Origin of the sequence: Streptomyces sp. RKND-216 (genome assembly GCF_004795255.1) — a bacterium.
In the GTDB taxonomy this organism is placed as follows: Bacteria; Actinomycetota; Actinomycetes; order Streptomycetales; family Streptomycetaceae; genus Streptomyces; species Streptomyces hazeniae.
Window position 1 is genome coordinate 2,013,283 of record NZ_SSBQ01000002.1, and the last position, 25,130, is coordinate 2,038,412.

24 protein-coding genes are annotated in these 25,130 nt (G+C 72.1%); 13 read left to right on the forward strand and 11 right to left on the reverse strand.

Annotated elements, in window-relative coordinates:
- Window positions 1–61: 61 nt before the first annotated feature.
- Window positions 62–481 carry a hypothetical protein gene (locus E4198_RS08710; protein WP_136182673.1) on the reverse strand — a complete coding sequence of 140 codons (420 nt, stop codon included), beginning with the start codon at window positions 479–481 and terminating at the stop codon, window positions 62–64.
- A 231-nt stretch (window positions 482–712) separates the two neighbouring features.
- On the opposite strand from E4198_RS08710, the gene E4198_RS08715 reads away from it, so the two are divergent.
- Window positions 713–1,264, forward strand: a complete 552-nt coding sequence (locus E4198_RS08715) for a type 1 glutamine amidotransferase domain-containing protein (RefSeq protein WP_136185264.1) — start codon at window positions 713–715, stop codon at window positions 1,262–1,264.
- Between the two features lie 80 nt (window positions 1,265–1,344).
- Here the strand turns inward: E4198_RS08715 and E4198_RS08720 are convergent, their stop codons facing one another.
- The gene (locus tag E4198_RS08720) at window positions 1,345–2,601 is read right to left on the reverse strand and encodes an Ig-like domain-containing protein (protein ID WP_136182674.1); all 1,257 of its coding nucleotides are present in this window, start codon (window positions 2,599–2,601) and stop codon (window positions 1,345–1,347) included.
- Window positions 2,602–2,973: 372 nt separating this feature from the next.
- Between E4198_RS08720 and E4198_RS08725 the strand changes: the two genes are divergently transcribed.
- A complete protein-coding gene (locus E4198_RS08725) occupies window positions 2,974–3,351 on the forward strand; it encodes a hypothetical protein (protein WP_247597603.1) in 378 nt (125 codons plus the stop codon).
- Window positions 3,352–3,405: 54 nt separating this feature from the next.
- Here E4198_RS08725 and hutH read toward each other — a convergent pair whose 3' ends face one another.
- The 5 genes from hutH to E4198_RS08750 all read right to left on the reverse strand — a co-directional run bounded on the left by hutH (window position 3,406) and on the right by E4198_RS08750 (window position 9,298).
- Window positions 3,406–4,950 (reverse strand): histidine ammonia-lyase, encoded by a 1,545-nt coding sequence (hutH, locus tag E4198_RS08730; protein WP_136185266.1) that lies wholly within the window; start codon window positions 4,948–4,950, stop codon window positions 3,406–3,408.
- A gap of 60 nt (window positions 4,951–5,010) precedes the next feature.
- Window positions 5,011–6,129 (reverse strand): sensor domain-containing diguanylate cyclase, encoded by a 1,119-nt coding sequence (locus E4198_RS08735; RefSeq protein ID WP_136182675.1) that lies wholly within the window; start codon window positions 6,127–6,129, stop codon window positions 5,011–5,013.
- A 62-nt stretch (window positions 6,130–6,191) separates the two neighbouring features.
- Window positions 6,192–6,992: an enoyl-CoA hydratase-related protein gene (locus tag E4198_RS08740; protein WP_136182676.1), complete on the reverse strand. Its 801-nt coding sequence runs from the start codon at window positions 6,990–6,992 to the stop codon at window positions 6,192–6,194.
- Window positions 6,993–7,173: 181 nt separating this feature from the next.
- On the reverse strand, window positions 7,174–8,190 hold the full coding sequence (locus E4198_RS08745) for an adenylate/guanylate cyclase domain-containing protein (RefSeq protein WP_136185267.1): 1,017 nt from the start codon (window positions 8,188–8,190) through the stop codon (window positions 7,174–7,176).
- Window positions 8,191–8,428: 238 nt separating this feature from the next.
- Complete coding sequence (locus E4198_RS08750) at window positions 8,429–9,298, reverse strand: biotin--[acetyl-CoA-carboxylase] ligase (protein WP_136182677.1); 870 nt, start codon at window positions 9,296–9,298, stop codon at window positions 8,429–8,431.
- A 178-nt stretch (window positions 9,299–9,476) separates the two neighbouring features.
- On the opposite strand from E4198_RS08750, the gene E4198_RS08755 reads away from it, so the two are divergent.
- The 4 genes from E4198_RS08755 to E4198_RS08765 all read left to right on the forward strand — a co-directional run bounded on the left by E4198_RS08755 (window position 9,477) and on the right by E4198_RS08765 (window position 12,188).
- Complete coding sequence (locus tag E4198_RS08755; protein ID WP_136182678.1) at window positions 9,477–11,072, forward strand: acyl-CoA carboxylase subunit beta; 1,596 nt, start codon at window positions 9,477–9,479, stop codon at window positions 11,070–11,072.
- A 17-nt stretch (window positions 11,073–11,089) separates the two neighbouring features.
- Window positions 11,090–11,296 (forward strand): acyl-CoA carboxylase epsilon subunit, encoded by a 207-nt coding sequence (locus E4198_RS08760; protein WP_136185268.1) that lies wholly within the window; start codon window positions 11,090–11,092, stop codon window positions 11,294–11,296.
- Between the two features lie 109 nt (window positions 11,297–11,405).
- Window positions 11,406–11,537, forward strand: a complete 132-nt coding sequence (locus E4198_RS25685) for a hypothetical protein (RefSeq protein ID WP_281727973.1) — start codon at window positions 11,406–11,408, stop codon at window positions 11,535–11,537.
- Between the two features lie 18 nt (window positions 11,538–11,555).
- The gene (locus E4198_RS08765; RefSeq protein WP_136182679.1) at window positions 11,556–12,188 is read left to right on the forward strand and encodes a nucleoside triphosphate pyrophosphatase; all 633 of its coding nucleotides are present in this window, start codon (window positions 11,556–11,558) and stop codon (window positions 12,186–12,188) included.
- Here E4198_RS08765 and E4198_RS08770 read toward each other — a convergent pair.
- Entirely contained in the window at window positions 12,163–12,618 is a 456-nt protein-coding gene (locus E4198_RS08770) for a membrane protein (protein ID WP_037790455.1), read from the reverse strand. The two genes, E4198_RS08765 and E4198_RS08770, sit on opposite strands and share 26 nt — an antisense overlap.
- A gap of 386 nt (window positions 12,619–13,004) precedes the next feature.
- On the opposite strand from E4198_RS08770, the gene E4198_RS08775 reads away from it, so the two are divergent.
- A complete protein-coding gene (locus tag E4198_RS08775) occupies window positions 13,005–14,780 on the forward strand; it encodes a biotin carboxylase N-terminal domain-containing protein (RefSeq protein ID WP_136182680.1) in 1,776 nt (591 codons plus the stop codon).
- Between the two features lie 70 nt (window positions 14,781–14,850).
- On the opposite strand, the gene E4198_RS08780 is transcribed toward E4198_RS08775, so the two are convergent.
- A complete protein-coding gene (locus E4198_RS08780; RefSeq protein WP_136182681.1) occupies window positions 14,851–15,747 on the reverse strand; it encodes a DeoR/GlpR family DNA-binding transcription regulator in 897 nt (298 codons plus the stop codon).
- A gap of 94 nt (window positions 15,748–15,841) precedes the next feature.
- Complete coding sequence (locus E4198_RS08785; RefSeq protein WP_136182682.1) at window positions 15,842–17,290, reverse strand: NAD(P)H-quinone dehydrogenase; 1,449 nt, start codon at window positions 17,288–17,290, stop codon at window positions 15,842–15,844.
- A 162-nt stretch (window positions 17,291–17,452) separates the two neighbouring features.
- Between E4198_RS08785 and E4198_RS08790 the strand changes: the two genes are divergently transcribed.
- The 3 genes from E4198_RS08790 (at window position 17,453) to E4198_RS08800 (ending at window position 21,080) form a co-directional block, all read left to right on the forward strand.
- Window positions 17,453–17,890 (forward strand): gamma-glutamylcyclotransferase, encoded by a 438-nt coding sequence (locus E4198_RS08790; RefSeq protein WP_027764359.1) that lies wholly within the window; start codon window positions 17,453–17,455, stop codon window positions 17,888–17,890.
- A 223-nt stretch (window positions 17,891–18,113) separates the two neighbouring features.
- Window positions 18,114–18,929, forward strand: coding sequence for a purine-nucleoside phosphorylase (locus E4198_RS08795; RefSeq protein ID WP_136182683.1), 816 nt, complete (start codon window positions 18,114–18,116; stop codon window positions 18,927–18,929).
- A 381-nt stretch (window positions 18,930–19,310) separates the two neighbouring features.
- Window positions 19,311–21,080 carry a phospho-sugar mutase gene (locus E4198_RS08800; protein ID WP_247597604.1) on the forward strand — a complete coding sequence of 590 codons (1,770 nt, stop codon included), beginning with the start codon at window positions 19,311–19,313 and terminating at the stop codon, window positions 21,078–21,080.
- A 16-nt stretch (window positions 21,081–21,096) separates the two neighbouring features.
- Here the strand turns inward: E4198_RS08800 and E4198_RS08805 are convergent, their stop codons facing one another.
- Entirely contained in the window at window positions 21,097–21,747 is a 651-nt protein-coding gene (locus E4198_RS08805; RefSeq protein WP_136182685.1) for a PH domain-containing protein, read from the reverse strand.
- Between the two features lie 109 nt (window positions 21,748–21,856).
- On the opposite strand from E4198_RS08805, the gene deoC reads away from it, so the two are divergent.
- From deoC to E4198_RS08820, 3 genes are read left to right on the forward strand one after another with little or no spacing between them, the layout of a single operon-like run.
- Window positions 21,857–22,837: a deoxyribose-phosphate aldolase gene (deoC, locus tag E4198_RS08810; RefSeq protein ID WP_136185269.1), complete on the forward strand. Its 981-nt coding sequence runs from the start codon at window positions 21,857–21,859 to the stop codon at window positions 22,835–22,837.
- Window positions 22,834–24,270 (forward strand): aldehyde dehydrogenase family protein, encoded by a 1,437-nt coding sequence (locus tag E4198_RS08815; RefSeq protein ID WP_136185270.1) that lies wholly within the window; start codon window positions 22,834–22,836, stop codon window positions 24,268–24,270. Before deoC ends, E4198_RS08815 begins: the two co-directional genes overlap by 4 nt.
- Window positions 24,263–25,129, forward strand: a complete 867-nt coding sequence (locus tag E4198_RS08820; protein WP_136182686.1) for an aldehyde dehydrogenase family protein — start codon at window positions 24,263–24,265, stop codon at window positions 25,127–25,129. The genes E4198_RS08815 and E4198_RS08820 overlap by 8 nt, the downstream gene beginning before the upstream one ends.
- The last annotated feature ends 1 nt before the right edge of the window (window position 25,130 follow it).

The window sequence follows — 25,130 nt, forward strand, 5'->3', positions numbered from 1 at the left end:
CCCGGCCTCCGCCTCTCCCCGCCCGCGGTCAGAGCCCCGCGCGGGGTGTGGCGCGCGGCGGTCAGCCGAGCGGCTCACCGCCGAAGTCGGCGGCCGGCGCGGACTGGTAGTCCGACAGCGGGCCCGACTCGGACATGTCGTTCCAGCCGGTGTAGCGGCAGCGCGGGATCCAGTCGTGGGTCTTGACCTTGTCCGCGTCCACCCAGCCGTGGTGCTTGGCCAGCTTGTACCAGGTCTCGCCCTCGTTGCGGACCTTGCACTTGATGTAGACCTTGGTGTGCGGGCGCAGCTTGTCGATCTTGTCCGAACTGTGGCTCGGGCGCTCGTGGACCCAGGTCCAGGTCTTCGTCCAGCCCTTGTGGACCTTGCCACCGCCCTCGGGGACGGCCGGGGCGGCAGCCGCGGGGCCGACGGCGGCGAGCGCGGTGACGGCACCGCCGGCGACGACGACCGCCAGCTTGCTGATGGTGGAGTGAAGCATGTGTTCTCCAGGGGACAGGGACTCCGGGGACGGGAGTCCGGGGAGGCAGCACTTTCCGTAGCCACATGGTGACCGGCTGCGTTCTCACGCTAGGGAGGACCCCGGGGTCCTGCAACTCGTCACCGGGCCCGCATGAACCGCTCCGGTGCGGACACCCGGGCCGTGACCGCCGCAGCGGTTCCGGCGCCCCTGCGGCCGGAACACCGATGTGCAGGAGAGGACGTGACGAGCGTGAAGGTGGCATTTCTCGTGGCTCCCGCGGGCGCGGAGCAGATGGAACTGACCGACCCCTGGCGGGCGGTCACCGACGAGGGCGGCACACCCGAGCTGGTGTCCACGACGGACGGCCGCGTGCAGGCCTTCCACCACCTGGACAAGGCCGACACCTTCCCCGTGGACCGCAAGGTCGACGACGTGACGGCGGCCGACTACGACGGGCTGGTGCTGCCCGGCGGTGTGGCGAATCCCGACCTGCTGCGGATGGACCCCGACGCGGTGGCCTTCGTGAAGGGCTTCTTCAGCGCGGGCAAACCGGTCGCCTCGATCTGCCACGCGGCGTGGACGCTGATCGAGGCCGACGTGGTACGGGGCCGCACCCTCACCTCGTTCCCCAGCCTGGCGACGGACCTGCGGAACGCCGGGGCGACGTGGGTGGACGAGCAGGTGCGGGTGTGTGCCGACGGCCCGAACACGCTGGTGACCAGCCGAAGGCCGGACGACCTGAAGGCGTTCGAGGCGGCGTTCCTGGAGGAGTTCGCGAAGGCGAGTGGCGCGAGCGGGTGACCGGCACGCGAAGCGCCCCCGAACACCGCGGTGTTCGGGGGCGCTTCGCGTGCCGTGCCGGCTGCGGCCCGTGGCGCGGATCAGATTGCGGAGCCGGCCTGCCAGTCGGCCCAGGACATGTTCCATCCGTTGAGGCCGTTGGAAGGCTCGATCTCCTTGTCCGGCGAGCCCTTCACCACGACGACGTCGCCGATGAGCGAGTTCTCGAAGAACCAGGCGCCGTCCTGCGCCGGGTCGTCCGCGCCCTTCACGTCGTTGAGGCCGACGCAGCCGTGGCTGGTGTTGGCGGAGCCGAAGATGCTGTCGGCGGCCCAGTAGTTGCCGTGGATGAAGGTGCCGGACGTGGACAGCCGCATGGCGTGCGGAACGTCCTTGATGTCGTACTCGCCCTCGCCGTCGTCGTCCGTGAAGCCGACAGTGGCGCCGTTCATCCGGGTCTCCTCGAACTTCTCGGAGATCACCATCTCGCCGTTCCAGGTCGGGTTCTCGGCGCTGCCCGCGGAGATGGGGAAGGTCTTGACGGTCTTGCCGTCCCGCATCACCGTCATCTTCTTGGCCTTCACGTCGACCGTGCTCACCTGCGAGCGGCCGACCTGGAAGGTGACCGTCTTGTCCTGAACGCCGGACACGCCGCTGGACGCCTCCACGCCGTCGAGGTCGAGGTCGAGGGTGACCTCGGAACCGGCCTGCCAGTAGTCCTCGGGACGGAAGTCGATCCGGGTGTCGCTGAACCAGTGGCCGACGACTTCCTGACCGCTGGAGGGGTTGACGTCGATCGCCTTCTGCACCTCGGCCTTGTTCTCGACCGGCTTGTCGAAGTTGACGGAGACCGGCATGCCGACGCCGACCGTGGTGCCGTCGTCCGGAGTGAAGTAGCCGATGAAGCTGTTCTCCGGGGAGACCGTCGTGAACGACGAGGCCTCGTGGGCCTCGCGGCCCTCCGAGTCCTTGGCCACCGCTCGGATCTCGTACCGGGTGGCCCGCTCCAGCTGGCCGTCCGGCTTCCAGGACTTGCCGTCGCCGGAGAGCGTGCCGGCCACCTCCGCGCCGGTCGCCGACGCGGTCATGGTCACCTCGACGAGCTTGCCGTCGGCGACGGTGACCTTGCCGGCACTGTTGATGCTCGCGTCGTCGCTGCCGTCCTTGGGAGAGATGGCTATTCGCGCCGCCGAGGCGTCCTCCGCGGCGGCCTGGTCGACCTTGCTCTGCGAGTCGGTCTTCTTCTCGCCGCCCTCCTCGCCGGAGGCGTCACCGCCGCCGCAGGCGGTCAGCGTCAGAACACCGCTCAGCAGCGCAGCCGCCGCCGCTATGCCCCTGCGGTGATTCCCCACCGTCATCACACCTTCTCCATCTGCTTGCTGAGTCCCTGGACTCCCCGACCAGACCAGCTGCGGGGCCTTACCGGCAAAACGGGCAAGGCATCTCCCAGCTCTACGGAAGAAAACGCAATCTGTCTGTGATCCGTTCCACCTCGGAGGAAACTGTGGGGCACGACACCTGATCGTGATGTCCCGCGTGATGCCTCTCGCCCTGCCGTGCATGGCGCGGTACTTGCGCACCCGCACCCCGGGAGAGTCTTCGGCCCCGGAGGCCGCCCTGTCCAGCCGCCCAGGTCAGCCCGGGCCGTTCCGGGCGCCTGCCCCGCCTCGCGAGAGCTACACCCCCCGACGCGCCAACGGGTCTTCCGCGTGAGGATGATGATCACTAGCATGAGCCGCCGCACCGTCCGCACCACCCGCGTCCCCCGCCTCGCGAGGGCGATGCACCGAGGGGGCTTCATGCCCGTTTTGCCCACTATGTCTGCGCACCGGCGGCCACTTGCGACGGCAGCCGCCGCAGCCGGTCTGCTCTTCGCGCTCGGCTTCGTACCGTCCGCGCAGGCCTCCCCCGAACCGCCGGCGGGCAACGAGATGCGTACCGCCGCCGCGGAGGTCCGGGCCGCCGCCGACCCCGGTGCCGTGGCCGGTCCCCGACTGCACCCGGATTCCGGGTCGGACACCACCCCGTACGTGCTCGGCGCCGTCGGCCTCGCGGGTGCGGGCGGACTGCTGGCCGCCCGCGCCCGCGCCGTCCGCGCGCGCCGCTGAACGCTCACGTGCGCCCGGCGTGCGACGCAGATCACGCGAGCCGGCCCCGCGGGCTCAGGCCAGCGGCCCCGTGACCGACTCCGCCGCCGCCACCAGATGGCCGCCCCGCACGAACACCTCGGCGGCCGCCATGTCCGGCGACAGGAAGCGGTCCTCGCCCGGCCCGCCGACGCCGGCCTCCCGGGCGGCCGCCAGCACCGCACGACTCGCGGGCGACGCCGTGCCTCCGTCCGCCTCGCGCAGCTCCACCGCACGCGCGGCGGCGTACAGCTCGATGGCCACGACGCGCGTCAGATTGTCGACCGCGGTGCGCAGCTTCCGCGCCGCCGACCAGCCCATGGAGACGTGGTCCTCCTGCATGGCGGAGGACGGGATCGAGTCCGCCGAGGCCGGCACGGCCAGTCGCTTCAGTTCGCTCACCAGCGCCGCCTGCGTGTACTGCGCGATCATCAGCCCGGAGTCGACACCCGCGTCGTGCGCGAGGAAGGGCGGCAGACCGTGCGAGCGGTTCTTGTCCAGCAGCCGGTCCGTGCGGCGCTCGGCGATGGAGGCCAGGTCGGCGGCCGCGATCGCGAGAAAGTCCAACACGTAGGCCACCGGGGCCCCGTGGAAGTTGCCGTTCGACTCGACGCGGCCGTCCGGGAGCACCACCGGGTTGTCCACCGCCGCGGCCAGCTCGCGCTCGGCGACCGCACGGGCGTGGCTCAGCGTGTCCCGGCCCGCACCCGCGACCTGCGGGGCGCAGCGCACCGAGTACGCATCCTGCACCCGTGGCGCGTCGTCCTGGTGGTGGCCGGTGAGGCCGGAGCCCTCGAGCACCCTGAGCATGTTGGCGGCCGAGGCGGCCTGCCCCGGGTGCGGGCGGATCGCGTGCAGCTCCGGCGCCAGAACCCGGTCGGTGCCCAGCAGTGCCTCCAGCGACAGCGCGGCCGTGATGTCGGCGGAGGTGTGCAGCCGCCCCAGGTCGGCGCAGGCCATGACGAGCATGCCGAGCATGCCGTCGGTGCCGTTGAGGAGGGCCAGCCCTTCCTTCTCCCGCAGCTCCACGGGCGCGATGCCGTGCTCGGCCATCAGCTCCCCCGCGGGCCGCACGGTCCCGTCCGGCCCCTCCGCGTCGCCCTCCCCCATCAGGGTCAGCGCGCAGTGCGACAGCGGAGCCAGGTCACCGGAGCACCCCAGCGAGCCGTACTCGTGCACGACGGGGGTGATGCCCGCGTTCAGCACGTCGGCCATGGTCTGCACGACCTCGGGACGCACACCCGTGCGGCCCGAGGCGACGGTCTTCAACCGCAGGAACATCAGCGCGCGGACGACCTCGCGCTCCACCGCCGGGCCGGTCCCGGCCGCGTGCGAGCGGACGATGTTGCGCTGGAGCTGCGCGCGCAGCTCGGGGCTGATGTGGCGGACGGCGAGGGCACCGAAGCCGGTGGAGACGCCGTAGACGGGGTCGGGCTTGGCCGCCAGCTCGTCGATGTGCCGTCGCGCGGCGGCGACGGCGTTCAGGGCGTCCTTCGAGAGCTCGACCCGGGCGGCGTCACGGGCAACGGCGACGACGTCCTCGGCGCGGAGTCCGGACGTCTCGACCACGACGGTGTGCATACTCATATTCAGTCACCCTAAAGACTGAATTCAGATCTGTCACGGCGGCCAAACGATTCTTCACGCTCCCCGGAACCGCCGCCGCTCCCGGCCGGGACGGGCCGGAGCATCGGCCATCCGCACCACCGGGTCGTCCACCCCGCCGTCCCGCCCCGCCACCACCGGCTTCCGCGCCCGCGCCGCTTTCGCCCGGTACTGCGCCGCGTCCGCGAGACGGAACAGCCGCCGCGCCGAGCGCACCTGCCCGATCGGATCGCCCGTGGAGGCGATGCCCACCGACACCCCGTCGCCCAGCTCCAGCTCACCCGCCCGGCGGCACAGCTCCTCCGCCGCCCGCACCACCTCGTCCGCGGTCGGACCCACCGACAGCAGGCAGAACTCGTCACCCCCCAGCCGCGCCGCCAACGCCCCCGGCAGCAGCGCCCCGCAGTACGACAGCACCGCACCGAAGCGGGCCAGCAACCGGTCCCCCGCCTCGTGCCCGTGCACGTCGTTGACCCGTTTCAGCCCGTTGACGTCGCAGACCGCGAGGCTGACCACCTCCCCCTCCAGGCGGTGCCGCTCCAGCGCCTCGTCCAGCCGCACGTCCACCGCCCTCCGGTTCGCCAGCCCGGTCAGCGGATCGGTGAACGCGAGCCTGCGCACCTCCTCCAGCCGCTCGTTCTGCGCGACGCCGGCCGCGATGATCGCGGCCAGCACCGTCGCGAAATCCGTGTCCACCCGGCCGAAAGCCGCCGCCTCGGCGCCCCGCGCCACGTACAGCTCCCCCCAGGCCCGGCCGTGCAGCACGATGGGCGCCACCACACAGGACGACCTCCCCCGCCGCCGCAGCACGGCCACCCTCCCCGTAGGAGGCCCGTCCGCCGTCTCGATCCACGCGTGCGGCTCGCCGCCCGCCACCCAGCGCTCGTGCAGCGCCTCGGTGATCTCCGGGAAGTCGTACACCGGGTAGGACTCGTCGGCGGGGAACTCCTCCTCCCCGCCGACCAGCTCCCCCACGTTCACCAGCACGCGCAGCCGGCCGTGCTCCCGCTCCCACTGGGACACCGCCGCGAAGGAACCTCCTATGGCGTGCAGCGCCCCCGCGGCGGCCGCGTGCGCGACCTCGACCGAGGTGTGCGCGGCCGCCATGGCCTGCGCCAGCTCCACGACCGCCCGCAGCCGCCCGTCCTCTGCCATGTGTCCACACTAGAAGTTTTCCGTTGAAACAGAGCAGAGCACGCCATTTCCGGCAGGGGGCGTCACTCTCCGGGCCACTCCGGGCTGCGCTTCTCGTTGAACGCCGCGACGCCTTCCGCACGGTCCCCGGAGAAGGCGACCGTCCGCCACGCGGCGTCCTCGACCTCCAACCCGGCCCGCAGGTCCATCCCCCACCCGGTGCGCAGCGCCCGCTTGGCCGCCCGCAGCCCCACCGGCGAGTTCCCGGCCATCCTCCCGGCCAGCTCCAGGGCCTCCTGGCGGTCCGCGCCCTCGGCCGCCAGGAGGTCCACCAGTCCCAGCTCCCGCGCCTCCGCGGCCTCCACCCGCCGCGCCGTGAAGATCAGCTCCGCCGCCCGCGCCGCACCCACCCGGCGCGGCAACAGCTGCGTCCCGCCGCCGCCCGGGATGACGCCCACCGACACCTCCGGCAGGCCGACGACCGCCGTCGTGTCCGCGACGATCACGTCGCACGACAGCGCCAGCTCGAACCCGCCGCCCAGCGCATACCCGTGCACCGCGGCCACCGTCGGCTGCGGCAGCTCCAGCACCCCGGTGTACGCCGCCCGCGCGTGCGGCCGCTGCCGTCCCAACTCGGCGTCCGTGAAGGAGTTCCGCTCCTTCAGGTCCGCACCCACGCAGAACGCCCGCTCATGCGTCGACGTGAGCACGACCACCCTCGCCCCGGCATCCCCCGCCACCGCCTCGCACGCCTCGGCGACGGACCGCGCCATCCCCGTCGACACGGCGTTCATCGCCTTCGGCCGGTCCAGCACGAGCTCCGCCACATGCGTGGCCTCGTCCACCCGCACCTCGACGAACTCGCCGTACCTGGTCGTCCTCACAGCCGCCTCCCTTGTGAACGCTCGTTTCCGCGCGAGCGTACCCGCGGCAGCCCTCAGCCCGAACGGCGGCAAAGGAGCAGGGCGCCACCTCACTGCACCCAAACCCGCGCCGCCGGCAGCGAGGCCGGAACGCCCCCGCCCCACACCCGGTCGGTCGCGGCCCCCGCACCGCGCCCGCCCGTCACGGACGCCGCGTCAGCAACCACGGCTCGACCACACCGAGCCCTCGCACCGGCCGCTGATACAGCGGCTGCAGCGCGAACCGGAACCCGGAAAGGTCCTCGGTCTCCTTCTCCGACTCCGGTGCATGCCCCGCCCCCGTCAGCTCAGACCGCAGCGCCCCGTCCACCAGCACCGTGTCCTTCGGTGCTATCGACGTGAGCCGGCTCGCCAGGTTCACGGTGTTGCCGAAGACGTCGCCCATCCGGCTCGTCATCGTCCCGAACGCGATCCCCACCCGCAGCTCGGGCATCGTCGCGTCGTTACTGAGCGTCTCGATCAGCCGCAGCCCGATCTCCGCCGCCGTCCCCGCCTCCTCCGCGACGTACAGCACCTCGTCTCCCAGGGCCTTGATCAGCCGCCCGCCGTGCGCCGCCACCAGGTCCGCGGCCGTCGTCTCGAACGCCTCGACCAGCTCACCGAGCTCGTCCTCCTCCAGCCGACGCGTCAGCCGGGTGAAGCCCACGAGGTCGGCGAAGCCGATGGCCTGCCTGCGGGCGACGGTGTCAGCGTCGTCCTGCGCCTGCACCACTCGGCCGGTGGCCGCCGCGAGCTGCCGCCGCCACACGTACACGAGGAACTCCTCCAGCTCCGGCAGCAGCAGCTGGACCAGCGGGTAGGTGACCTCGTTGCGGGTCATGCCGGGCTCGGGCGGCTCGGTCAGATCCTCCAGGAAGGAGTCCATCTGCCAGTCGGCGAGCCGGGCCGTGGTCTGCCCGGTGGAACGCGCCACCTGGATCGCCATCGGCTCACTCAGCAGCCCCGCCTCGACCAGACCGGACAGACGCCGCAGCGCCAGCACGTCCGCCTCGGTCAGCGCGCGGGCCTGCCCCACGTCGGCGAACCCCATGGCCCGCCAGAAACGGGACGCCAGCTCCATCGGCACGCCCGCCGCACGGGCCGCTTGGAAGGGGGTGTACTGCCGCCCGGCGCCGAGGATCAGCTCCTCGATGCTCAGCGCGCTGGGATCGTCGCTCAAGGGCCCCGAGTCGTCCTTCGGACGGGCGTCCCCGCCCGCCTCCGCACCGGCCTCCGCGGCCACGGGCGCGGGCGCGGGCGCGGTCGACGGGTCGTCGGGGGTGTCCGGCTCGTCCGGCTCATCCACGGCCACTGCCCGCTCCCTGTCGGCCCTGCCAGGTCCCGTCGCCCCTGTGCACTGCCCTTCCGATCTCTCCCGGGTCCGCCGAATGACCACAATACGTCAGGTGTGCCCCCGCTCACTCTCCTCGGGCGGGGCGCAGATGAACGATGTCACCTGCGCCGACCGGCCGCTGCAGACCCTGCTGGGTGGCCAGCACCAGACGCCCGTCTCCGTCCACCGCGACGGCCTCGCCGGTGACGGACTCGCCGCCCGGCAGCTCCGCGCGCACCTCGCGCCCGAGCGTGCAGCAGCCCGCTGCGTACGCCTCCAGCAGCCCGCAGGCCGCGGGGTCGCCGTCCGCGTCACGCCAACGGCCGTACCAGGTCTCCAGGGAGCGCAGCAGGGCCCGCAGCAGCGGGTCCCGGTCCCGTCCCGGCGCCCCGGCCAGGGCGAGCGACCCGGCCTGCGGCACCGGCAGCTCCTCCTCGCGCAGCGAGACGTTCAGGCCCAGTCCGACGACGACCATGCGCTCCCCGGCCCGCTCGGCGAGGATGCCGCCGATCTTGCGCTCCTCGTCGCCGATCTCCGTGAGGAGGTCGTTGGGCCACTTGAGGAGCATGTCCACACCCCCCGCGCGGGCGAGCGCCGCCGCGGCCGCCACCCCGGTGAGGAGGGGCAGCCAGCCCCAGCGCTCCACCGGCGGAGCGGGTTCCAGAGCGACCGAGAGGAAGATCCCGGAACGGGCCGGGGCGCTCCAGCCGCGCTCCAGCCGGCCGCGGCCGGCGGTCTGCTCCTCGGCCACCAGCACGGCGCCCTCGCCCGCCTCGCCGGCCCGTACTCGCTCCACGAGGGCGGTGTTCGTGGAGCCGACGCTGTCCAGGACGTCGAGGGACGTCCACAGGGTGTCCGGGCGGACGAGGGCGTCCCGGAGGGCTGTGGCGTTGAGCGGCGGACGGTCGAGGTCGGACCAGCGGCTTCCCCGGTCGCCGGGGTTCTCGGAGCTCATACGGTCACCCTAGGCCCGCGGCGCACGCCGGTCCTCGCGCCGCGGGCGGCCCGGGAGCCCCCGGCGCACACAGCGGGAAGTGTGGCCAACGCCGCAGCGTCGGAGCCGCCGCGCACGGATAGCCTACGAATGAGTAGCCGACGCAGGAGCGAAACGCAGGAGCGAGGAGCCGCAGGCCGTGTCCGAGCAGGAGACCAGCCCCGACATCCATACGACCGCGGGCAAGATCGCGGATTTCCGGCAGCGCGCCCACGAGGCGACGCACGCGGGGTCCGAGCGGGCCATCGAGAAGCAGCACGCCAAGGGCAAGCTGACCGCGCGGGAGCGCGTGGAACTGCTGCTCGACGAGGGGTCGTTCACCGAACTCGACGAGTTCGCGCGCCATCGCTCCACGGCGTTCGGCATCGAGAAGAACCGGCCGTACGGCGACGGGGTCGTCACCGGCTACGGCACCGTGGACGGCCGCCCCGTCTGCGTGTACTCGCAGGACTTCACCATCTTCGGCGGCTCGCTCGGCGAGGTGTACGGCGAGAAGATCGTCAAGGTGATGGACTTCGCGATGAAGACCGGCTGCCCGGTCGTCGGCATCAACGACGGCGGGGGCGCCCGTATCCAGGAGGGCGTCACCGCCCTCGGCCTGTTCGCGGAGATCTTCCGCCGCAACGTGCACGCCTCCGGCGTGGTCCCGCAGATCAGCCTCATCATGGGGCCCTGCGCGGGCGGCGCGGTGTACTCCCCGGCAATCACCGACTTCACCGTGATGGTCGACAAGACCTCACACATGTTCATCACGGGCCCGGACGTGATCAAGACGGTCACCGGTGAGGACGTCGGCTTCGAGGCACTCGGCGGCGCCCGGACGCACAACGCGACCTCCGGCGTGGCGCACCACATGGCGGGCGACGAGAAGGACGCGGTCGAGTACGTCAAGGCGCTGCTGTCCTACCTGCCGAGCAACAACCTCACCGACCCGCCGGTCTTCCCCGAGGAGGCCGACCTGGAGACCTCGGACGAGGACCGCGAGCTGGACACGCTCATCCCTGACTCGGCGAACCAGCCGTACGACATGCACAGCGCCATCGAGCACGTGCTGGACGACAGCGAGTTCCTGGAGACCCAGGCGCTCTTCGCACCCAACATCATCACCGGCTTCGGCCGGGTCGAGGGGCAGTCGGTCGGCATCGTGGCCAACCAGCCGATGCAGTTCGCCGGCTGCCTGGACATCGACGCCAGCGAGAAGGCGGCCCGCTTCGTCCGCACCTGCGACGCGTACAACATCCCGGTGCTGACGTTCGTGGACGTGCCCGGCTTCCTGCCCGGCACGGACCAGGAGTACGACGGCATCATCCGGCGCGGCGCCAAGCTGATCTACGCCTACGCGGAGGCGACCGTCCCGCTGATCACCGTCATCACGCGCAAGGCGTTCGGCGGTGCCTACGACGTCATGGGCTCCAAGCACCTGGGCGCGGACCTCAACTTCGCCTGGCCCACCGCGCAGATCGCCGTGATGGGCGCCCAGGGCGCCGTGAACATCCTGCACCGCCGCCGCCTCGCGGCCGTCGAGGGCGACGAGGAGCGTGAGGAGCTGCGCACCGAGCTGACGCAGGAGTACGAGGACGCGCTGCTGAACCCGTATGTCGCGGCCGAACGCGGGTATGTGGACGCCGTCATCCTTCCCGCCGAGACCCGACGCCACATCGTCCGCGGCCTGCGCACGCTGCGCACCAAGCGCGAGCAGCTGCCCCCGAAGAAGCACGGCAACATCCCGCTGTAGGAAGGGACGTGGAGCCCATGATCAAGGTGATACGGGGCAACCCGACGCCCGAGGAGCTGGCCGCCGCACTGGCGGTGGTCCAGGCCCGGTCGGCCGCCTCCGCCGCCGCGGGCGAGGCGGCACACCGGGGGGCCGAGTGGTCCGACCCGGCGCGTACGGTGCCCCGCCGGCTACTGCCGCACCCGGGTCCCAAGGCCTGGCGCACCACCTTCTGGCCGGCCTGAGCACCCGGCTTCCTCACGGCATCCCGGCCACGATCGCGTCCCGGCCGGGGCGCCGTGATGAGTATCCGTACTCAGGCGCTCCGGCCGGGCGGCGTCGCATGATCGGGGGATGCTGTGGTCCGACCCCGAGAACAAGCCGCCCGCCGAGCTGCGCGCCGCCCAGGCGATGCTGCGGCGGATGGCCTGGGTCCTCGCCGTCGCCGCGATGGTCGCCGCAGCCCTCGCCGTGCAGGCCCGCTGAGGACCGGCCGTCGCTACGATGAGCCGCATGAACGCCCAGCAGCACGGTCCCGCACGCCGCCTCGTCCTCGCCTCCGCCTCCCCCGCTCGGCTCGGGCTGCTGCGCCAGGCCGGACTCGACCCCGAGGTGATCGTCAGCGGTGTGAACGAGGACGCGCTCAGCGCCGGCACTCCCGCGGAACTCGCCCGGATACTCGCGGAGGCCAAGGCCGAGGCGGTCGCCGCCCGGTCGGAGACCGCCGACGCGCTGGTGATCGGCTGCGACTCGGTGCTCGAACTCGACGGGCAGGCCCTGGGCAAGCCGGAGGACGCGGAGGACGCCACCGCACGCTGGAAGTCCATGCGCGGCCGTTCCGGCGTGCTGCGGACGGGGCACTGCGTGATCGACCGGCGCGGCGGCCGGAGGACGAGCGGGACCGCTTCGACCACGGTCCGTTTCGGCACCCCGTCGGACGAGGAGATCGCCGCCTACGTCGCCTCCGGCGAACCGCTGCACGTGGCGGGCGCGTTCACTCTGGACGGTCTCTCCGCGCCGTTCGTCGACGGGGTGGACGGCGACCCCGGCAACGTCATCGGGCTGTCGCTGCCCATGCTCCGGAGCATGCTCGCCGACCTCGGCGTGTCGATCACCCGGCTGTGGGCTCCGCGCTAGGCTGCGGCGCCGAACCGCCGTCCGTGCGGCGGTGCTTGGGCAGCCGGGAGTACGACACCAGCGTCCAGACCAGCAGGGCCAGCACCAGCATCATGAAGCCGAACGCCGACCATCCCACCAGGCCGATCGTCAACGCCCCGAGTACAGCGTGCAGCACGGCGGCGCTGATGAGGAGCAGCCGGGGTACCTTGCCGGGCGCGCGGTCCCGTACGGCCATCACCACCAGCACACCGGCGCAGAACAGGAGGTAGGCACCGAGCAGCGCCCCGCCGACGACGGAACCCGTGCTCATCATGTCGGGGTCGAGGCCGGCCAGGGACATCTGCTGCTTGTCCACGACCATCCCCATGAACACCTGGAGCAGCACGAACCCCACGGCCTCGCACGTCAGTACGACCGCGGCGATCGCGGCCACCGGTCTGCGGGTCACCCACCCCACCTGCCCACTTCGTCGTTACTCCGGGTACGAACAATGGCTCCCGCACGCTACTGGCGGGTACACCCGGTGGCAAGAGCCGGGAGCAGTTGCGGGGATTTACTCCATCTCACCGCCGAACTTAGTAGGAACCCCACAAAGAAACAGGAGTTGAGCACGCGCGGTCACACAGAGACCTTGCCCACACCGCCGTTCGTCGGTCGGTGCCTGGAAGCGGGCGTACCGTGGGATGACAAGGCAACACGGGGGTGGACTGCCCTCGGATCACACTCCGTGTGGGCAAGCTCACCCCTGTGGGCGACTCGGCGTGGGGTGTCACCACTAGCTAAAATCGCGCCGTTCACTTCTGTTTGCGGCGCAGCGCCAAGTAGGGAGTCATCGTGCGCAAGGTGCTCATCGCCAACCGCGGCGAGATCGCTGTCCGGGTTGCTCGAGCGTGCCGGGACGCCGGTATCGCGAGTGTCGCCGTCTACGCCGACCCGGACCGCGACGCGCTCCATGTGCGGGTGGCCGACGAAGCCTTCGCACTCGGCGGCGACACCCCGGCGGCGAGCTACCTGGACGTCGCGAAGGTGCTGAAGGCCGCCGCGGACTCCGGTGCGGACGCGATCCACCCCGGCTACGGCTTCCTCTCCGAGAACGCCGACTTCGCACAGGCCGTGCTCGACGCCGGCCTCACCTGGATCGGCCCGCCGCCGCAGGCGATCCGCGACCTGGGCGACAAGGTGGCGGCCCGTCACATCGCGCAGCGCGCCGGCGCCCCCCTCGTCGCCGGCACCCCCGACCCCGTCTCCGGCGCGGAGGAGGTCGTGACCTTCGCCGAGGAGCACGGCCTGCCCATCGCCATCAAGGCCGCCTTCGGCGGCGGCGGCCGCGGCCTGAAGGTCGCCCGCACCCTCGACGAGGTCCCCGAGCTGTACGAGTCCGCCGTGCGCGAGGCCGTCGCCGCCTTCGGGCGCGGCGAGTGCTTCGTCGAGCGCTACCTGGACCGTCCGCGGCACGTCGAGACCCAGTGCCTGGCCGACAAGCACGGCAACGTGGTCGTCGTCTCCACCCGCGACTGCTCCCTCCAGCGCCGGCACCAGAAGCTCGTCGAGGAGGCGCCCGCGCCCTTCCTGAGCGACGAGCAGAACGCCGAGCTGTACCGCGCGTCCAAGGCCATCCTCAAGGAGGCCGGCTACGAGGGCGCGGGAACCTGCGAGTTCCTCGTCGGCCAGGACGGCACCATCTCCTTCCTCGAGGTCAACACCCGCCTCCAGGTCGAGCACCCGGTGACCGAGGAGGTCACCGGCATCGACCTGGTACGCGAGATGTTCCGCATCGCCGACGGCGAGGAACTGGGCTACGACGACCCCGCGGTGCGCGGCCACTCCTTCGAGTTCCGCATCAACGGCGAGGACCCGGGCCGCAACTTCCTGCCCGCCCCGGGCACGGTCACGCTGTTCGACCCGCCGGCCGGTCCGGGCGTCCGCCTGGACGCCGGTGTGGAGAGCGGCTCCGTCATCGGCCCGGCCTGGGACTCGCTGCTCGCCAAGCTGATCGTCACCGGCGCCTCCCGCCAGCAGGCCCTCCAGCGCGCCGCCCGCGCGCTGGACGAGTTCCGCGTCGAGGGCATGGCCACGGCCCTCTCCTTCCATCGCGTCGTCGTCCGCGACGCCGCGTTCGGGCCGGAGGTCCACGGACGCCAGGGCCACCCGTTCGACGTCCACACCCGGTGGATCGAGACCGAGTTCGTCAACGAGATCACGCCCTTCGCGGCACCCGGCGCAGAGGACGACGACGAGGTCGAGGGCACGCGCGAGACCGTCGTCGTCGAGGTCGGCGGCAAGCGGCTCGAGGTGTCCCTGCCCGCCTCGCTCGGCGTCGCCCCCGCCGCAGCGACCGCCGGAACGAAGAAGCCGAAGCGCAAGGCTACGAAGAAGTCCGGCTCGGCCGCGTCCGGCGACGCCCTCGCCTCGCCCATGCAGGGCACGATCGTGAAGGTCGCCGTCGAGGAGGGCCAGCAGGTCGCCGAGGGCGAACTGGTCGTCGTCCTGGAGGCGATGAAGATGGAGCAGCCGCTGAACGCCCACCGCGCCGGCACCGTCAAGGGCCTCACCGCCGAGGTCGGCGCGTCCCTCTCCGCCGGCACGGTCATCTGCGAGATCAAGGACTGACGCGTCCCGTCGCCGGGCGTGCCGCTTCCGGCCCGCCCGGCGACCTCGCGTCACCCGTCCGCGCCGACGGTCAGTGCCGGCCCAGATCCGCCACGCGGAGCTGCGGGCCCGGAGACTGCACCGGATGCGTACGGCGCTGGCCCGGAAGCGGCGCCTCGCGCCGCCCCGCCGGAGCCGGCCGCCCCTGCGCCCCCGCCACGGCGATCTGCACGCCCTGGTCCGCCAGCGCCTGGAGCTCCGTCGCAGCCCGGTCGTCGTGCGGCGGCGGCTCGTCCGTCACCAGACGGGTCATCACGTCCGTCGGTACCGTCTGGAACATCGTGTCGGTGCCCAGCTTGGTGTGGTCCGCCAGCACCACCACCTCCGCCGCGGACTGCACCAGCGCCCGGTCGACGCTCGCCGACAGCATGTTGGACGTGGACAGCCCCCGCTCCGCGGTGAGCCCGCTGCCGGACAGGAAGGCCCGCGTCACCCGCAGCCCCTGGAGCGACTGCTCCGCACCACTCCCCACCAGCGCGTAGTTGGAGCCGCGCAGCGTGCCGCCGGTCATCACCACCTCGACACGGTTGGCATGCGCCAGCGCCTGCGCGACCAGCAGCGAGTTGGTCACCACGGTCAGGCCCGGCACTCTGGCCAGCCGACGGGCCAGCTCCTGCGTGGTCGTACCGGCGCCGACGACGACGGCCTCGCCCTCCTCCACGAGACCCGCGGCGAGATCGGCGACGGCCGTCTTCTCCGCGGTCGCGGACAGCGACTTCTGGGGGAAGCCGGACTCGCGGCTGAAACCGCCCGGCAGCACCGCACCTCCGTGCCGGCGGTCGAGCAGTCCTTCTGCCTCCAGGGCCCGTACGTCACGCCGGACGGTCACTTCGGAGGTCTGGACGACGCGGGCGAGCTCCCGGAGCGACACCGCTCCATTGGCCCGCACCATTTCGAGGATCAGTTGGCGACGTTCTGCAGCGAACACGGAACCGACAGTAATGCCGTCGACCGTCTGGTTTCAGCAGTTTGCGCCGATTATCGAAAGTTGTGCGTCTCCACGACCGGAACGTGGTATGCCGTCAGCCGCCGTCGCCCTCCTTGCGGGTGTGCAGCTGCCGCGCGACCTCCGCGATCGACCCGGTCAGCGACGGGTAGACGGTGAACGCCTTCGCGATCTGCTCGACGGTCAGATTCGTGTCCACGGCGATCGAGATCGGGTGGATCAGTTCACTCGCACGGGGGGCCACGACGACGCCGCCCACCACGATGCCCGTGCCGGGGCGGCAGAACAGCTTCACGAAGCCGTCGCGGATGCCCTGCATCTTCGCCCGCGGGTTCCGCACCAGCGGCAGCTTCACCACGTTCGCGCTGATCCGGCCCTCTTCCACGTCCGCCTGGGAGAAGCCGACCGTCGCGATCTCCGGATCGGTGAAGATGTTCGCCGACACCGCCTTCAGGTTCAACGGCACCACCGATTCGCCCAGGAAGTGGTACATCGCGATCCGGCCCTGCATCGCCGCCACGGAAGCCAGCGCGAACACCCCGGTGCAGTCGCCCGCGGCGTACACGCCCGGCGCCGACGTGCGGGACACCTTGTCCGTCCACACATGCCCTGAGTCCTTCAACCGCACACCGGCCTCCTCCAGGCCGATCCCGCGGGTGTTGGGCACCGCGCCCACCGCCACCAGGCAGTGCGAGCCGGAGACCGTACGGCCGTCACTGAGCGTCACCTCGACCCCGTCGCCCACGCGCTTCGCGGACGCGGCGCGGGACCGCGACATCACGTCCATCCCACGCCGACGGAACACGTCCTCCAGCACGGCCGCCGCGTCCGGGTCCTCCCCGGGCAGCACCCGGTCCCGCGACGACACCAGCGTGACCTGCGAGCCCAGCGCCTGGTAGGCGCCCGCGAACTCGGCACCGGTCACACCGGAACCGACCACGATCAGCCGTTCCGGCAACTCCTCCAGGTCGTACAGCTGCGTCCAGTTCAGGATCCGCTCGCCGTCCGGCCGGGCATCCGGGATCTCGCGCGGATGACCGCCGGTGGCGATCAGCACCGCGTCCGCACTCAGCCGCTCCTCGTCGCCCTCGGCCGTCGTCACCACGACGGTGCGGGTGCCGTCCGCCGCCCGCTCCGGCTCCAACCGGCCGCGGCCGTGCAGCACCCGGCCGCCCGCACGCGTCACCGATGCGGTGATGTCGTGCGACTGCGCGAGGGCGAGCCGCTTCACACGGCGGTTCACCTTCTCCATGTCGACGCCCACCACCCGCGCCGACTGCTCGAGCGGAGGTGTGTCGTCCTCAATGCGTATGCCGAGCTCCTCGTGCGAGGAGTCGAAGTTCGTCATCACCTCGGCGGTCGCGATGAGCGTCTTCGACGGCACGCAGTCGGTCAGTACCGACGCCCCGCCGAGACCGTCGCTGTCGACGACGGTCACCTCCGCCCCGAGCTCGGCGGCAACCAGCGCCGCCTCGTAGCCGCCAGGTCCGCCACCGATGATCACGATCCGAGTCACGCCTTCCAGTGTCCCGCACGTTCCCGCCTCACGGCGGGGTGGGGGGCGTGTACGGTCCGCGCGGCGTGTGCGACGGGGCGCGGGGGCGGGATGCCAAGGGCGCGGGAGGCCGCACCGTGACCCTCACAACGGTGCCGTGTCGAGCGGGTGCCGCTCCCGTACCCTCGTGCCATGTCGCTCTACGCCGCCTTCGCCGGCAACCTCGACGCGCGGCTGATGTCCCGCCGCGCACCGCACTCCCCGCTGCGCGGCACCGGCTGGCTCGACGGCTGGCGCCTCACCTTCGGCGGCGAGCACATGGGCTGGGAAGGCGCGCTGGCCACGGTGGTGGAGGCGCCGCGCTCCCAGGTCTTCGTCGCGCTCTACGACATCGCGCCGATGGACGAGGAGGCGATGGACCGCTGGGAGGGCGTCGGCCTCGACATCTACCGGCGCATGCGGGTTCGGGTGCACACCCTGGACGGCGACGCGGCGGCCTGGTGCTACGTGCTGAACGGATACGAGGGCGGGCTGCCCTCGGCCCGCTACCTGGGGGAGATCGCCGACGCCGCGGAGTCGGCGGGGGCGCCGCACGACTATGTGATGGAGCTGCGGAAGCGGCCCTGCTGAGCGGCGTTCCGCCGCTTCGCGGCGGGTGGGCGGTGGGCTCGGTGTGGGCTCCGGTCCGGGCCCGCGCCCCTGGGGGAGGGACGTGCCAGGGGTGCCCGGCGCAGGATCGTGCCGTTGTGCCAGGTTCCGGAAGTCGTCGGAGGGCGGACGGGTCGCACCCAATCGGGGTGGGATCGCCAGGGGGCTCTACGCGCGTAGGCGGAATCAGGCTACCCTGCTTCGCGTGAACGTATCTGCGCCTATCGACGAGTCCCCGCACGACCACGCAGCGGCAGCCGCGAAGCGGCTGCGCGAGATCACCGGGGTGGACACCCACGACGTCGCGCTGGTCATGGGGTCCGGCTGGGTTCCCGCCGCCGACGCCCTCGGCGCACCCGAGCACGAGTTGGCCGTCACGGACCTGCCGGGCTTCCCCCCACCTGCGGTGGAGGGACACGCGGGGAAGATCCGTTCCTACAAGGTCGGCGAGAAGCAGGCCCTTGTCTTCCTCGGGCGCACCCACTACTACGAGGGCCGCGGCGTCGCCTCGGTCGTCCACGGCATCCGTACGGCAGTCGCCGCCGGCTGCAAGACGATCGTGCTCACCAACGGCTGTGGCGGGCTGCGCGACGGGATGCGGGTCGGTCAGCCGGTGCTGATCAGCGACCACATCAACCTCACGGCCGCCTCTCCCATCGTCGGCGCGAACTTCACCGACCTCACCGACCTGTACTCGCCGCGCCTTCGCGCGATGTGCCAGGAGATCGACGCCACCCTCGAAGAGGGCGTGTACGTGCAGTTCCCCGGGCCGCACTACGAGACGCCGGCCGAGATCAGCATGGTCCGGGTGCTCGGTGGCGACCTGGTCGGCATGTCCACGGTGCTGGAGGCGATCGCCGCCCGCGAGGCGGGCGCCGAGGTGCTGGGTATCTCGCTGGTCACCAACCTGGCCGCGGGCATCACCGGTGAGCCGCTCAACCACGAGGAAGTCCTCCAGGCGGGTCGCGACTCCGCCAGCCACATGGGCTCCCTCCTCGCCCAGGTCCTCCAGCGCGTCTGACCGTCTGATCAGGGCGCCATGTCCATGGGTGCAGCGCGCCGTCGGACCTTCGAGCCGCCCGAGTTCGCCGGTCCCGCTCCGAATGGCCCACCCTCCCTCAAGGCACGGGGGTGGGCCGAGGGGACCGGGACGTGAGGGGGCGTGGGCGGAGGGCCGGGTCGATGCGCCCGGAAGCACTTGCCCGTGATGTGTGGGCCGCGAAGTAGAGATCCAACCTCTACCGTCGCCGAGAACGCGGCCCGTAAATCATGGGTGTCCGGGTCTTCGGCCCGGAGCGGAGCCCACGCCCCCGACCCGCACCCGGCAACCGCATCGCGCCCACACCGAGCCCACCGCCCACCCCGCCGCGAAGCGGCGCACCGTCGACAGACAGGAACCGTCGTGGAGAACGTCATCGCCCAGGCGCAAGCCTGGCTCGCCGAGGACCCGGACCCGGAGACCCGCGAGGAGCTGGCCAAACTGCTCGAGGCGGAGGACGTCGACGCGCTCACCGCCCGCTTCGCCGGGACTCTCCAGTTCGGCACCGCCGGCCTCCGCGGCGAGCTGGGCGCGGGCCCGATGCGGATGAACCGGGCCGTCGTGATCCGCGCCGCCGCGGGGCTCGCCGCGTACCTGCGCGCGCAGGGCCACACCGGCGAGGCGGAGGCACTCGGCACAACCGCCACCACCGAAGACGCGGTCGGACACGCACCCGGCGCAGCCGGAAGGCGCGAGCCGGGGCTGGTCGTGATCGGCTACGACGCACGCCACAAGAGCGCGCAGTTCGCCCGCGACACCGCTGCCGTCGTCACGGGCGCCGGCCTGCGCGCGGCGCTCCTCCCCCGGCCCCTGCCGACCCCCGTGCTGGCGTTCGCCGTGCGTCATCTGGGCGCCGTCGCGGGCGTGACCGTGACCGCGAGCCACAACCCGCCGCGGGACAACGGCTACAAGGTCTACCTGGGAGACGGCTCCCAGATCGTGCCGCCCGCGGACGCGGAGATCGCCGCCGCGATCGACGCGGTCGGCGCGCTCGCCGACGTGCCGCTGCCGGAGACGGGCTGGCAGGTGCTCGACGAGGAGGTCGTCGAGGCGTATCTGGACCGCAGCGCGACCGTGCTGAACGGCGGCGCCGCACTGCCCACCGCCGGGGGCGACGGGGCCGCCGGGTCGAGCGGCCCCGGGCCGCTCAAGGTGGTGCACACGGCGCTGCACGGCGTCGGTGCCGACACGCTGCGGGAGGCGTTCGTCCGGGCCGGCTTCACCCCACCGGTCGCGGTCGCCGAGCAGGCCGAGCCGGACCCGGACTTCCCCACGGTCGCCTTCCCGAACCCGGAGGAGCCGGGCGCGATGGACCTGGCGTTCGGCGCGGCGCGTGCCGTGCGACCGGATCTGGTGATCGCCAACGACCCGGACGCCGACCGGTGCGCGGTCGCGGTGCCGGACGAGGAGGCGCCCGACGGCTGGCGGATGCTCCGCGGCGACGAGGTGGGCGCGCTGCTCGCCACCCACCTGGTGCGCAAGGGAGCCCGCGGCACGTTCGCGACGACCATCGTGTCGTCGTCGCTGCTGGGCCGTATCGCGGAGCGCGCGGGTCTGGCGTACGAGGAGACGCTGACGGGCTTCAAGTGGCTGTCCCGGGTGCCGGGGCTGCGCTTCGGGTACGAGGAGGCGCTGGGCTACTGCGTCGACCCGGACGGGGTGCGCGACAAGGACGGCATCACGGCCGCGCTGCTGATGGCGGAGCTGGCCGCGGAGCTGAAGGCGCAGGACCGCACGCCGGCGGACCTGCTGGACGACATCGCCGTGGAGTACGGCCTGCATGCGACGGACCAGCTCTCCGTGCGGGTGGAGGACCTGTCGCTGATCGACGAGGTGATGGGCCGGCTGCGGGCGGCGCCGCCGAAGCGGCTCGCCGGGCTGCGGGTGACGGCGGCGGAGGATTTGCGTGAGGGCGTGGGCGGGCTGCCGCCGACGGACGGCCTGCGGTACCGGCTGGGCGACGGCGAGGCCCGTGTGGTGGTCCGTCCGAGCGGCACCGAGCCGAAACTGAAGTGCTACCTGGAGGCGGTCGTGCCGGTGGCGGACGCCTCCGGGCTGGAGCGGGCGCGTCAGCGGGCCCGCGAGGTGCTGGACGGGCTCGCCGCCGATCTCTCCGAGGCCGCCGGCCTGTGAGGGGCCGGACGCGGGGTCAGGTCGCCAGGACGTAGGCGAGGCCGACGGCGCCGACCAGGAGCGGGGCCAGGACCTCGTACGCCCAGCGCACGGTGACCGGACGGGCCGGGGCCGGGGCCGGTCCGTCCTCGCCGTGCTTCGCGGCGAGGTCCCGCAGTTCGTGGATGACGCTGTCGGACGTGGCCTGCTTCCGGCCACCGCCCTCGCCCTCGCCGGTGACGGATTCGCTGAGGCCCACTCCGAAGAGGCCGCGGGACGGCTTGTGGCCGGCGTCGACGCGGGCGTTGTGCCGGATGGCCGCCTTCCGGGCGCGGAGGGAGACGGGGACGGACCACAGCTGGTAGGTGGTGCCGTCGGCGACGACTTCGCTGGTGTAGCCGGAGCGCAGGGAGTCCACCGACTGCCAGGAGATGCTGATCGTGCGGAACGGGTTGCGGACCCGGAGGCGCTCGCGACCGGCGAAGACGGCGGGGCGCAGGGTGAAGGCGACGACCAGCGGGACGAAGCACAGGAGGCCGGCGCCGACGGTGATCTGCTGGCGTCCGGAGCCGCGGATCAGCGCGTCGGATCCGAGCCAGAGAGCGATGGCCAGGAGCGCCACGCCTGCGGCGAGTGCGGTCGGCGACCGGTAGCAGCGGTCGGCCACCGGCGGGTTCTGCGAAGTCATGGGTGTGATTGTGCCCGACCGTCCGCATGGCGGATATTGCGGTCCGGCATCGATCCGGGGGCGCCCCGTCGTGGGACGCTACGCGTGTAGATATGCTCGTGTGGTGACCATGTCTTCTGCGCCCACCGCTACCGCCCCCGGTGCCCCTCCAGGGGGAAGCCCCCTGGCGGACGTGACCGCGTCCGAGACCTCGCTGCGCCGGTATCTGCACGGCCTCCCCGGCGTCGACGCCGTGGGGCTGGAGGCGCGTGCCGCGATGCTCGGCACGCGCTCCATCAAGAACGCCTCCAAGGCCCACGCCATCGACCTGGCGATCTCCATGATCGACCTGACCACGCTGGAGGGTGCCGACACCCCCGGCAAGGTGCGGTCGCTGTGCGCCAAGGGCGCCAACCCGGACCCGTCGGACCGTACGACGCCCAAGGTCGCCGCGATCTGCGTCTACCCGGACATGGTGACCACCGCCAAGGAGGCGCTGGCCGGGTCGGGCATCCACGTCGCGTCGGTCGCGACCGCCTTCCCGGCGGGCCGCGCGGCACTGGACGTGAAGCTCGCGGACACCCGCGACGCGGTCGCCGCGGGAGCCGACGAGATCGACATGGTCATCGACCGGGGTGCCTTCCTCGCCGGCCGGTACGGCAAGGTCTTCGAGGAGATCCTTGCCGTGAAGGAGGCGTGCGGCACCGCGCACCTGAAGGTGATCTTCGAGAACGGCGAGCTGTCGACGTACGACAACATCCGCCGTGCCTCCTGGCTGGCCATGCTCGCCGGCGCGGACTTCATCAAGACCTCGACGGGCAAGGTCGCGGTGAACGCGACGCTGCCGAACACGCTGCTGATGCTGGAGGCGGTGCGCGACTTCCGCGCGGCGACCGGCACGCAGGTGGGCGTGAAGCCGGCCGGCGGCATCCGCACCAGCAAGGACGCCATCAAGTACCTGGTGACGGTGAACGAGACGGCCGGCGAGGACTGGCTGCACCCCGACTGGTTCCGCTTCGGCGCCTCCAGCCTGCTCAACGACCTGCTGATGCAGCGTCAGAAGCTCAGCACCGGCCGCTACTCCGGTCCCGACTACGTGACGGTGGACTGATGTCTGCATTCGAGTACGCACCCGCTCCCCAGTCCGCCTCGGTGGTGGACATTGCCCCGAGCTACGGGCTGTTCATCGACGGCGAGTTCCGCGAGTCCGCCGACGGCAAGGTCTTCAAGACGGTGTCCCCCTCGACCGAGGAGGTGCTGTCGGAGGTCGCGCAGGCGGGCTCCGAGGACGTGCAGGCGGCAGTGAAGGCCGCACGGCGTGCGTTCGAGAAGTGGTCGGCGCTGCCGGGCGCCGAGCGCGCCAAGTACCTGTTCCGCATCGCGCGGATCATCCAGGAGCGGTCGCGCGAGCTGGCCGTGCTGGAGACGCTGGACAACGGCAAGCCGATCCGGGAGACCCGGGACGCCGACCTGCCGCTGGTCGCCGCGCACTTCTTCTACTACGCGGGGTGGGCGGACAAGCTCGGCCACGCCGGGTACGGGCCGGACCCGAAGCCGCTGGGCGTGGCCGCACAGGTCATCCCGTGGAACTTCCCGCTGCTGATGCTGGCCTGGAAGATCGCCCCGGCGCTGGCCACCGGCAACACGGTAGTACTCAAGCCGGCCGAGACCACGCCACTGTCGGCGCTGTTCTTCGCCGACATCTGCCGCCAGGCCGGGCTGCCCCGGGGCGTCGTCAACATCATCACCGGCGACGGCCCGGTCGGCGCCGAACTGGTGGCCCACGAGGACGTGAACAAGGTCGCCTTCACCGGCTCGACGGCCGTGGGCAAGGAGATCGCCCGCACAGTCGCGGGCACGCGCAAGAAGCTGACACTGGAGCTGGGCGGCAAGGGCGCCAACATCGTCTTCGACGACGCGCCGATCGACCAGACCGTCGAGGGCGTCGTCAACGGCATCTTCTTCAACCAGGGCCAGGTGTGCTGCGCCGGGTCCCGGCTGCTCGTGCAGGAGTCGGTGGCCGACGAGCTGCTGGAGTCGCTCAAGCGCCGCCTCGGCACGCTGCGCGTGGGCGACCCGCTGGACAAGAACACCGACATCGGCGCGATCAACTCCGCCGAGCAGCTGGCCCGGATCACCGCGCTCGCCGAGGCCGGCGAGGCGGAGGGCGCGGACCGCTGGTCCCCGGCGTGCGAACTGCCCTCCTCGGGCTACTGGTTCGCCCCGACGCTGTTCACCGGCGTGTCGCAGGCCCACCGGATCGCGAGGGAGGAGATCTTCGGCCCGGTGCTGTCCGTGCTGACCTTCCGCACCCCGGACGAGGCGGTGGCCAAGGCGAACAACACGCCGTACGGCCTGTCGGCGGGCATCTGGACGGAGAAGGGCTCGCGCATCCTGAAGATGGCGTCGAAGCTGCGCGCGGGCGTCGTCTGGTCCAACACGTTCAACAAGTTCGACCCGACCTCGCCGTTCGGCGGCTACAAGGAGTCGGGGTTCGGCCGCGAGGGCGGCCGCCACGGTCTGGAGGCCTACCTCGATGTCTGACGCACGGCTGGGTGTTCTCAAGACGTACAAGCTCTTCGTCGGAGGGAAGTTCCCCCGCTCGGAGAGCGGACGGGTGTACGAGGTGACCGACTCCAAGGGCCAGTGGCTGGCCAACGCCCCGCAGGCGTCGCGGAAGGACGCCCGCGACGCGGTCGCCGCGGCGCGGAAGGCGTTCGGCGGCTGGTCCGGAGCGACGGCGTACAACCGGGGGCAGGTGCTCTACCGGGTCGCCGAGATGCTGGAGGGCCGGCGCGACCAGTTCGCCGCCGAGGTGGGCGCGGCGGACGGGCTGTCGAAGACCAAGGCCGCGGCGCAGGTGGACGCGGCGATCGACCGCTGGGTCTGGTACGCGGGCTGGTCGGACAAGATCGCCCAGGTCGTGGGCGGCGCGAACCCGGTCGCGGGGCCGTACTTCAACCTGTCCTCCCCCGAACCGACGGGCGTGGTCGCCGTGGTGGCTCCGCGGAAGTCGTCGCTGCTGGGCCTGGTGTCGGTGCTGGCTCCGGTGATCGTCAGCGGGAACACGGCCGTGCTGGTCGCCGCGGAGGACGCGCCGCTGCCCGCGCTGTCGCTGGCCGAGGTGCTGGCGACGTCGGACGTGCCGGGTGGCGTGGTGAACGTGCTGACCGGCAACGCCGCGGAGATCGCCCCCTCGCTGGCCGCGCACCAGGATGTCAACGCTGTGGACCTCGCGGGCGCGGACGCCGGTCTGGCGAAGGACCTGGAGGTCGCGGCGGCGGACACGGTCAAGCGGGTGCTGCGGCCGGGGACGGGAACCGACTGGTTCGCCGAGCCCGGCACCGAGCGGATGACCGCCTTCCTGGAGACGAAGACGGTGTGGCACCCGATGGGTGTCTGAG

Bases quoted from the DNA above. Each gene is read 5' to 3' on its own strand.
- E4198_RS08710 (WP_136182673.1), bottom strand. From the start codon at position 481: ATGCTTCACTCCACCATCAGCAAGCTGGCGGTCGTCGTCGCCGGCGGT.
- E4198_RS08720 (WP_136182674.1), bottom strand. From the start codon at position 2,601: ATGACGGTGGGGAATCACCGCAGGGGCATAGCGGCGGCGGCTGCGCTG.
- E4198_RS08725 (WP_247597603.1), top strand. From the start codon at position 2,974: ATGAGCCGCCGCACCGTCCGCACCACCCGCGTCCCCCGCCTCGCGAGG.
- hutH (WP_136185266.1), bottom strand. From the start codon at position 4,950: ATGCACACCGTCGTGGTCGAGACGTCCGGACTCCGCGCCGAGGACGTC.
- E4198_RS08735 (WP_136182675.1), bottom strand. From the start codon at position 6,129: ATGGCAGAGGACGGGCGGCTGCGGGCGGTCGTGGAGCTGGCGCAGGCC.
- E4198_RS08750 (WP_136182677.1), bottom strand. From the start codon at position 9,298: ATGAGCTCCGAGAACCCCGGCGACCGGGGAAGCCGCTGGTCCGACCTC.
- E4198_RS08760 (WP_136185268.1), top strand. From the start codon at position 11,090: ATGATCAAGGTGATACGGGGCAACCCGACGCCCGAGGAGCTGGCCGCC.
- E4198_RS25685 (WP_281727973.1), top strand. From the start codon at position 11,406: ATGCTGTGGTCCGACCCCGAGAACAAGCCGCCCGCCGAGCTGCGCGCC.
- E4198_RS08765 (WP_136182679.1), top strand. From the start codon at position 11,556: ATGAGCCGCATGAACGCCCAGCAGCACGGTCCCGCACGCCGCCTCGTC.
- E4198_RS08790 (WP_027764359.1), top strand. From the start codon at position 17,453: ATGTCGCTCTACGCCGCCTTCGCCGGCAACCTCGACGCGCGGCTGATG.
- E4198_RS08805 (WP_136182685.1), bottom strand. From the start codon at position 21,747: ATGACTTCGCAGAACCCGCCGGTGGCCGACCGCTGCTACCGGTCGCCG.
- deoC (WP_136185269.1), top strand. From the start codon at position 21,857: ATGTCTTCTGCGCCCACCGCTACCGCCCCCGGTGCCCCTCCAGGGGGA.
- E4198_RS08820 (WP_136182686.1), top strand. From the start codon at position 24,263: ATGTCTGACGCACGGCTGGGTGTTCTCAAGACGTACAAGCTCTTCGTC.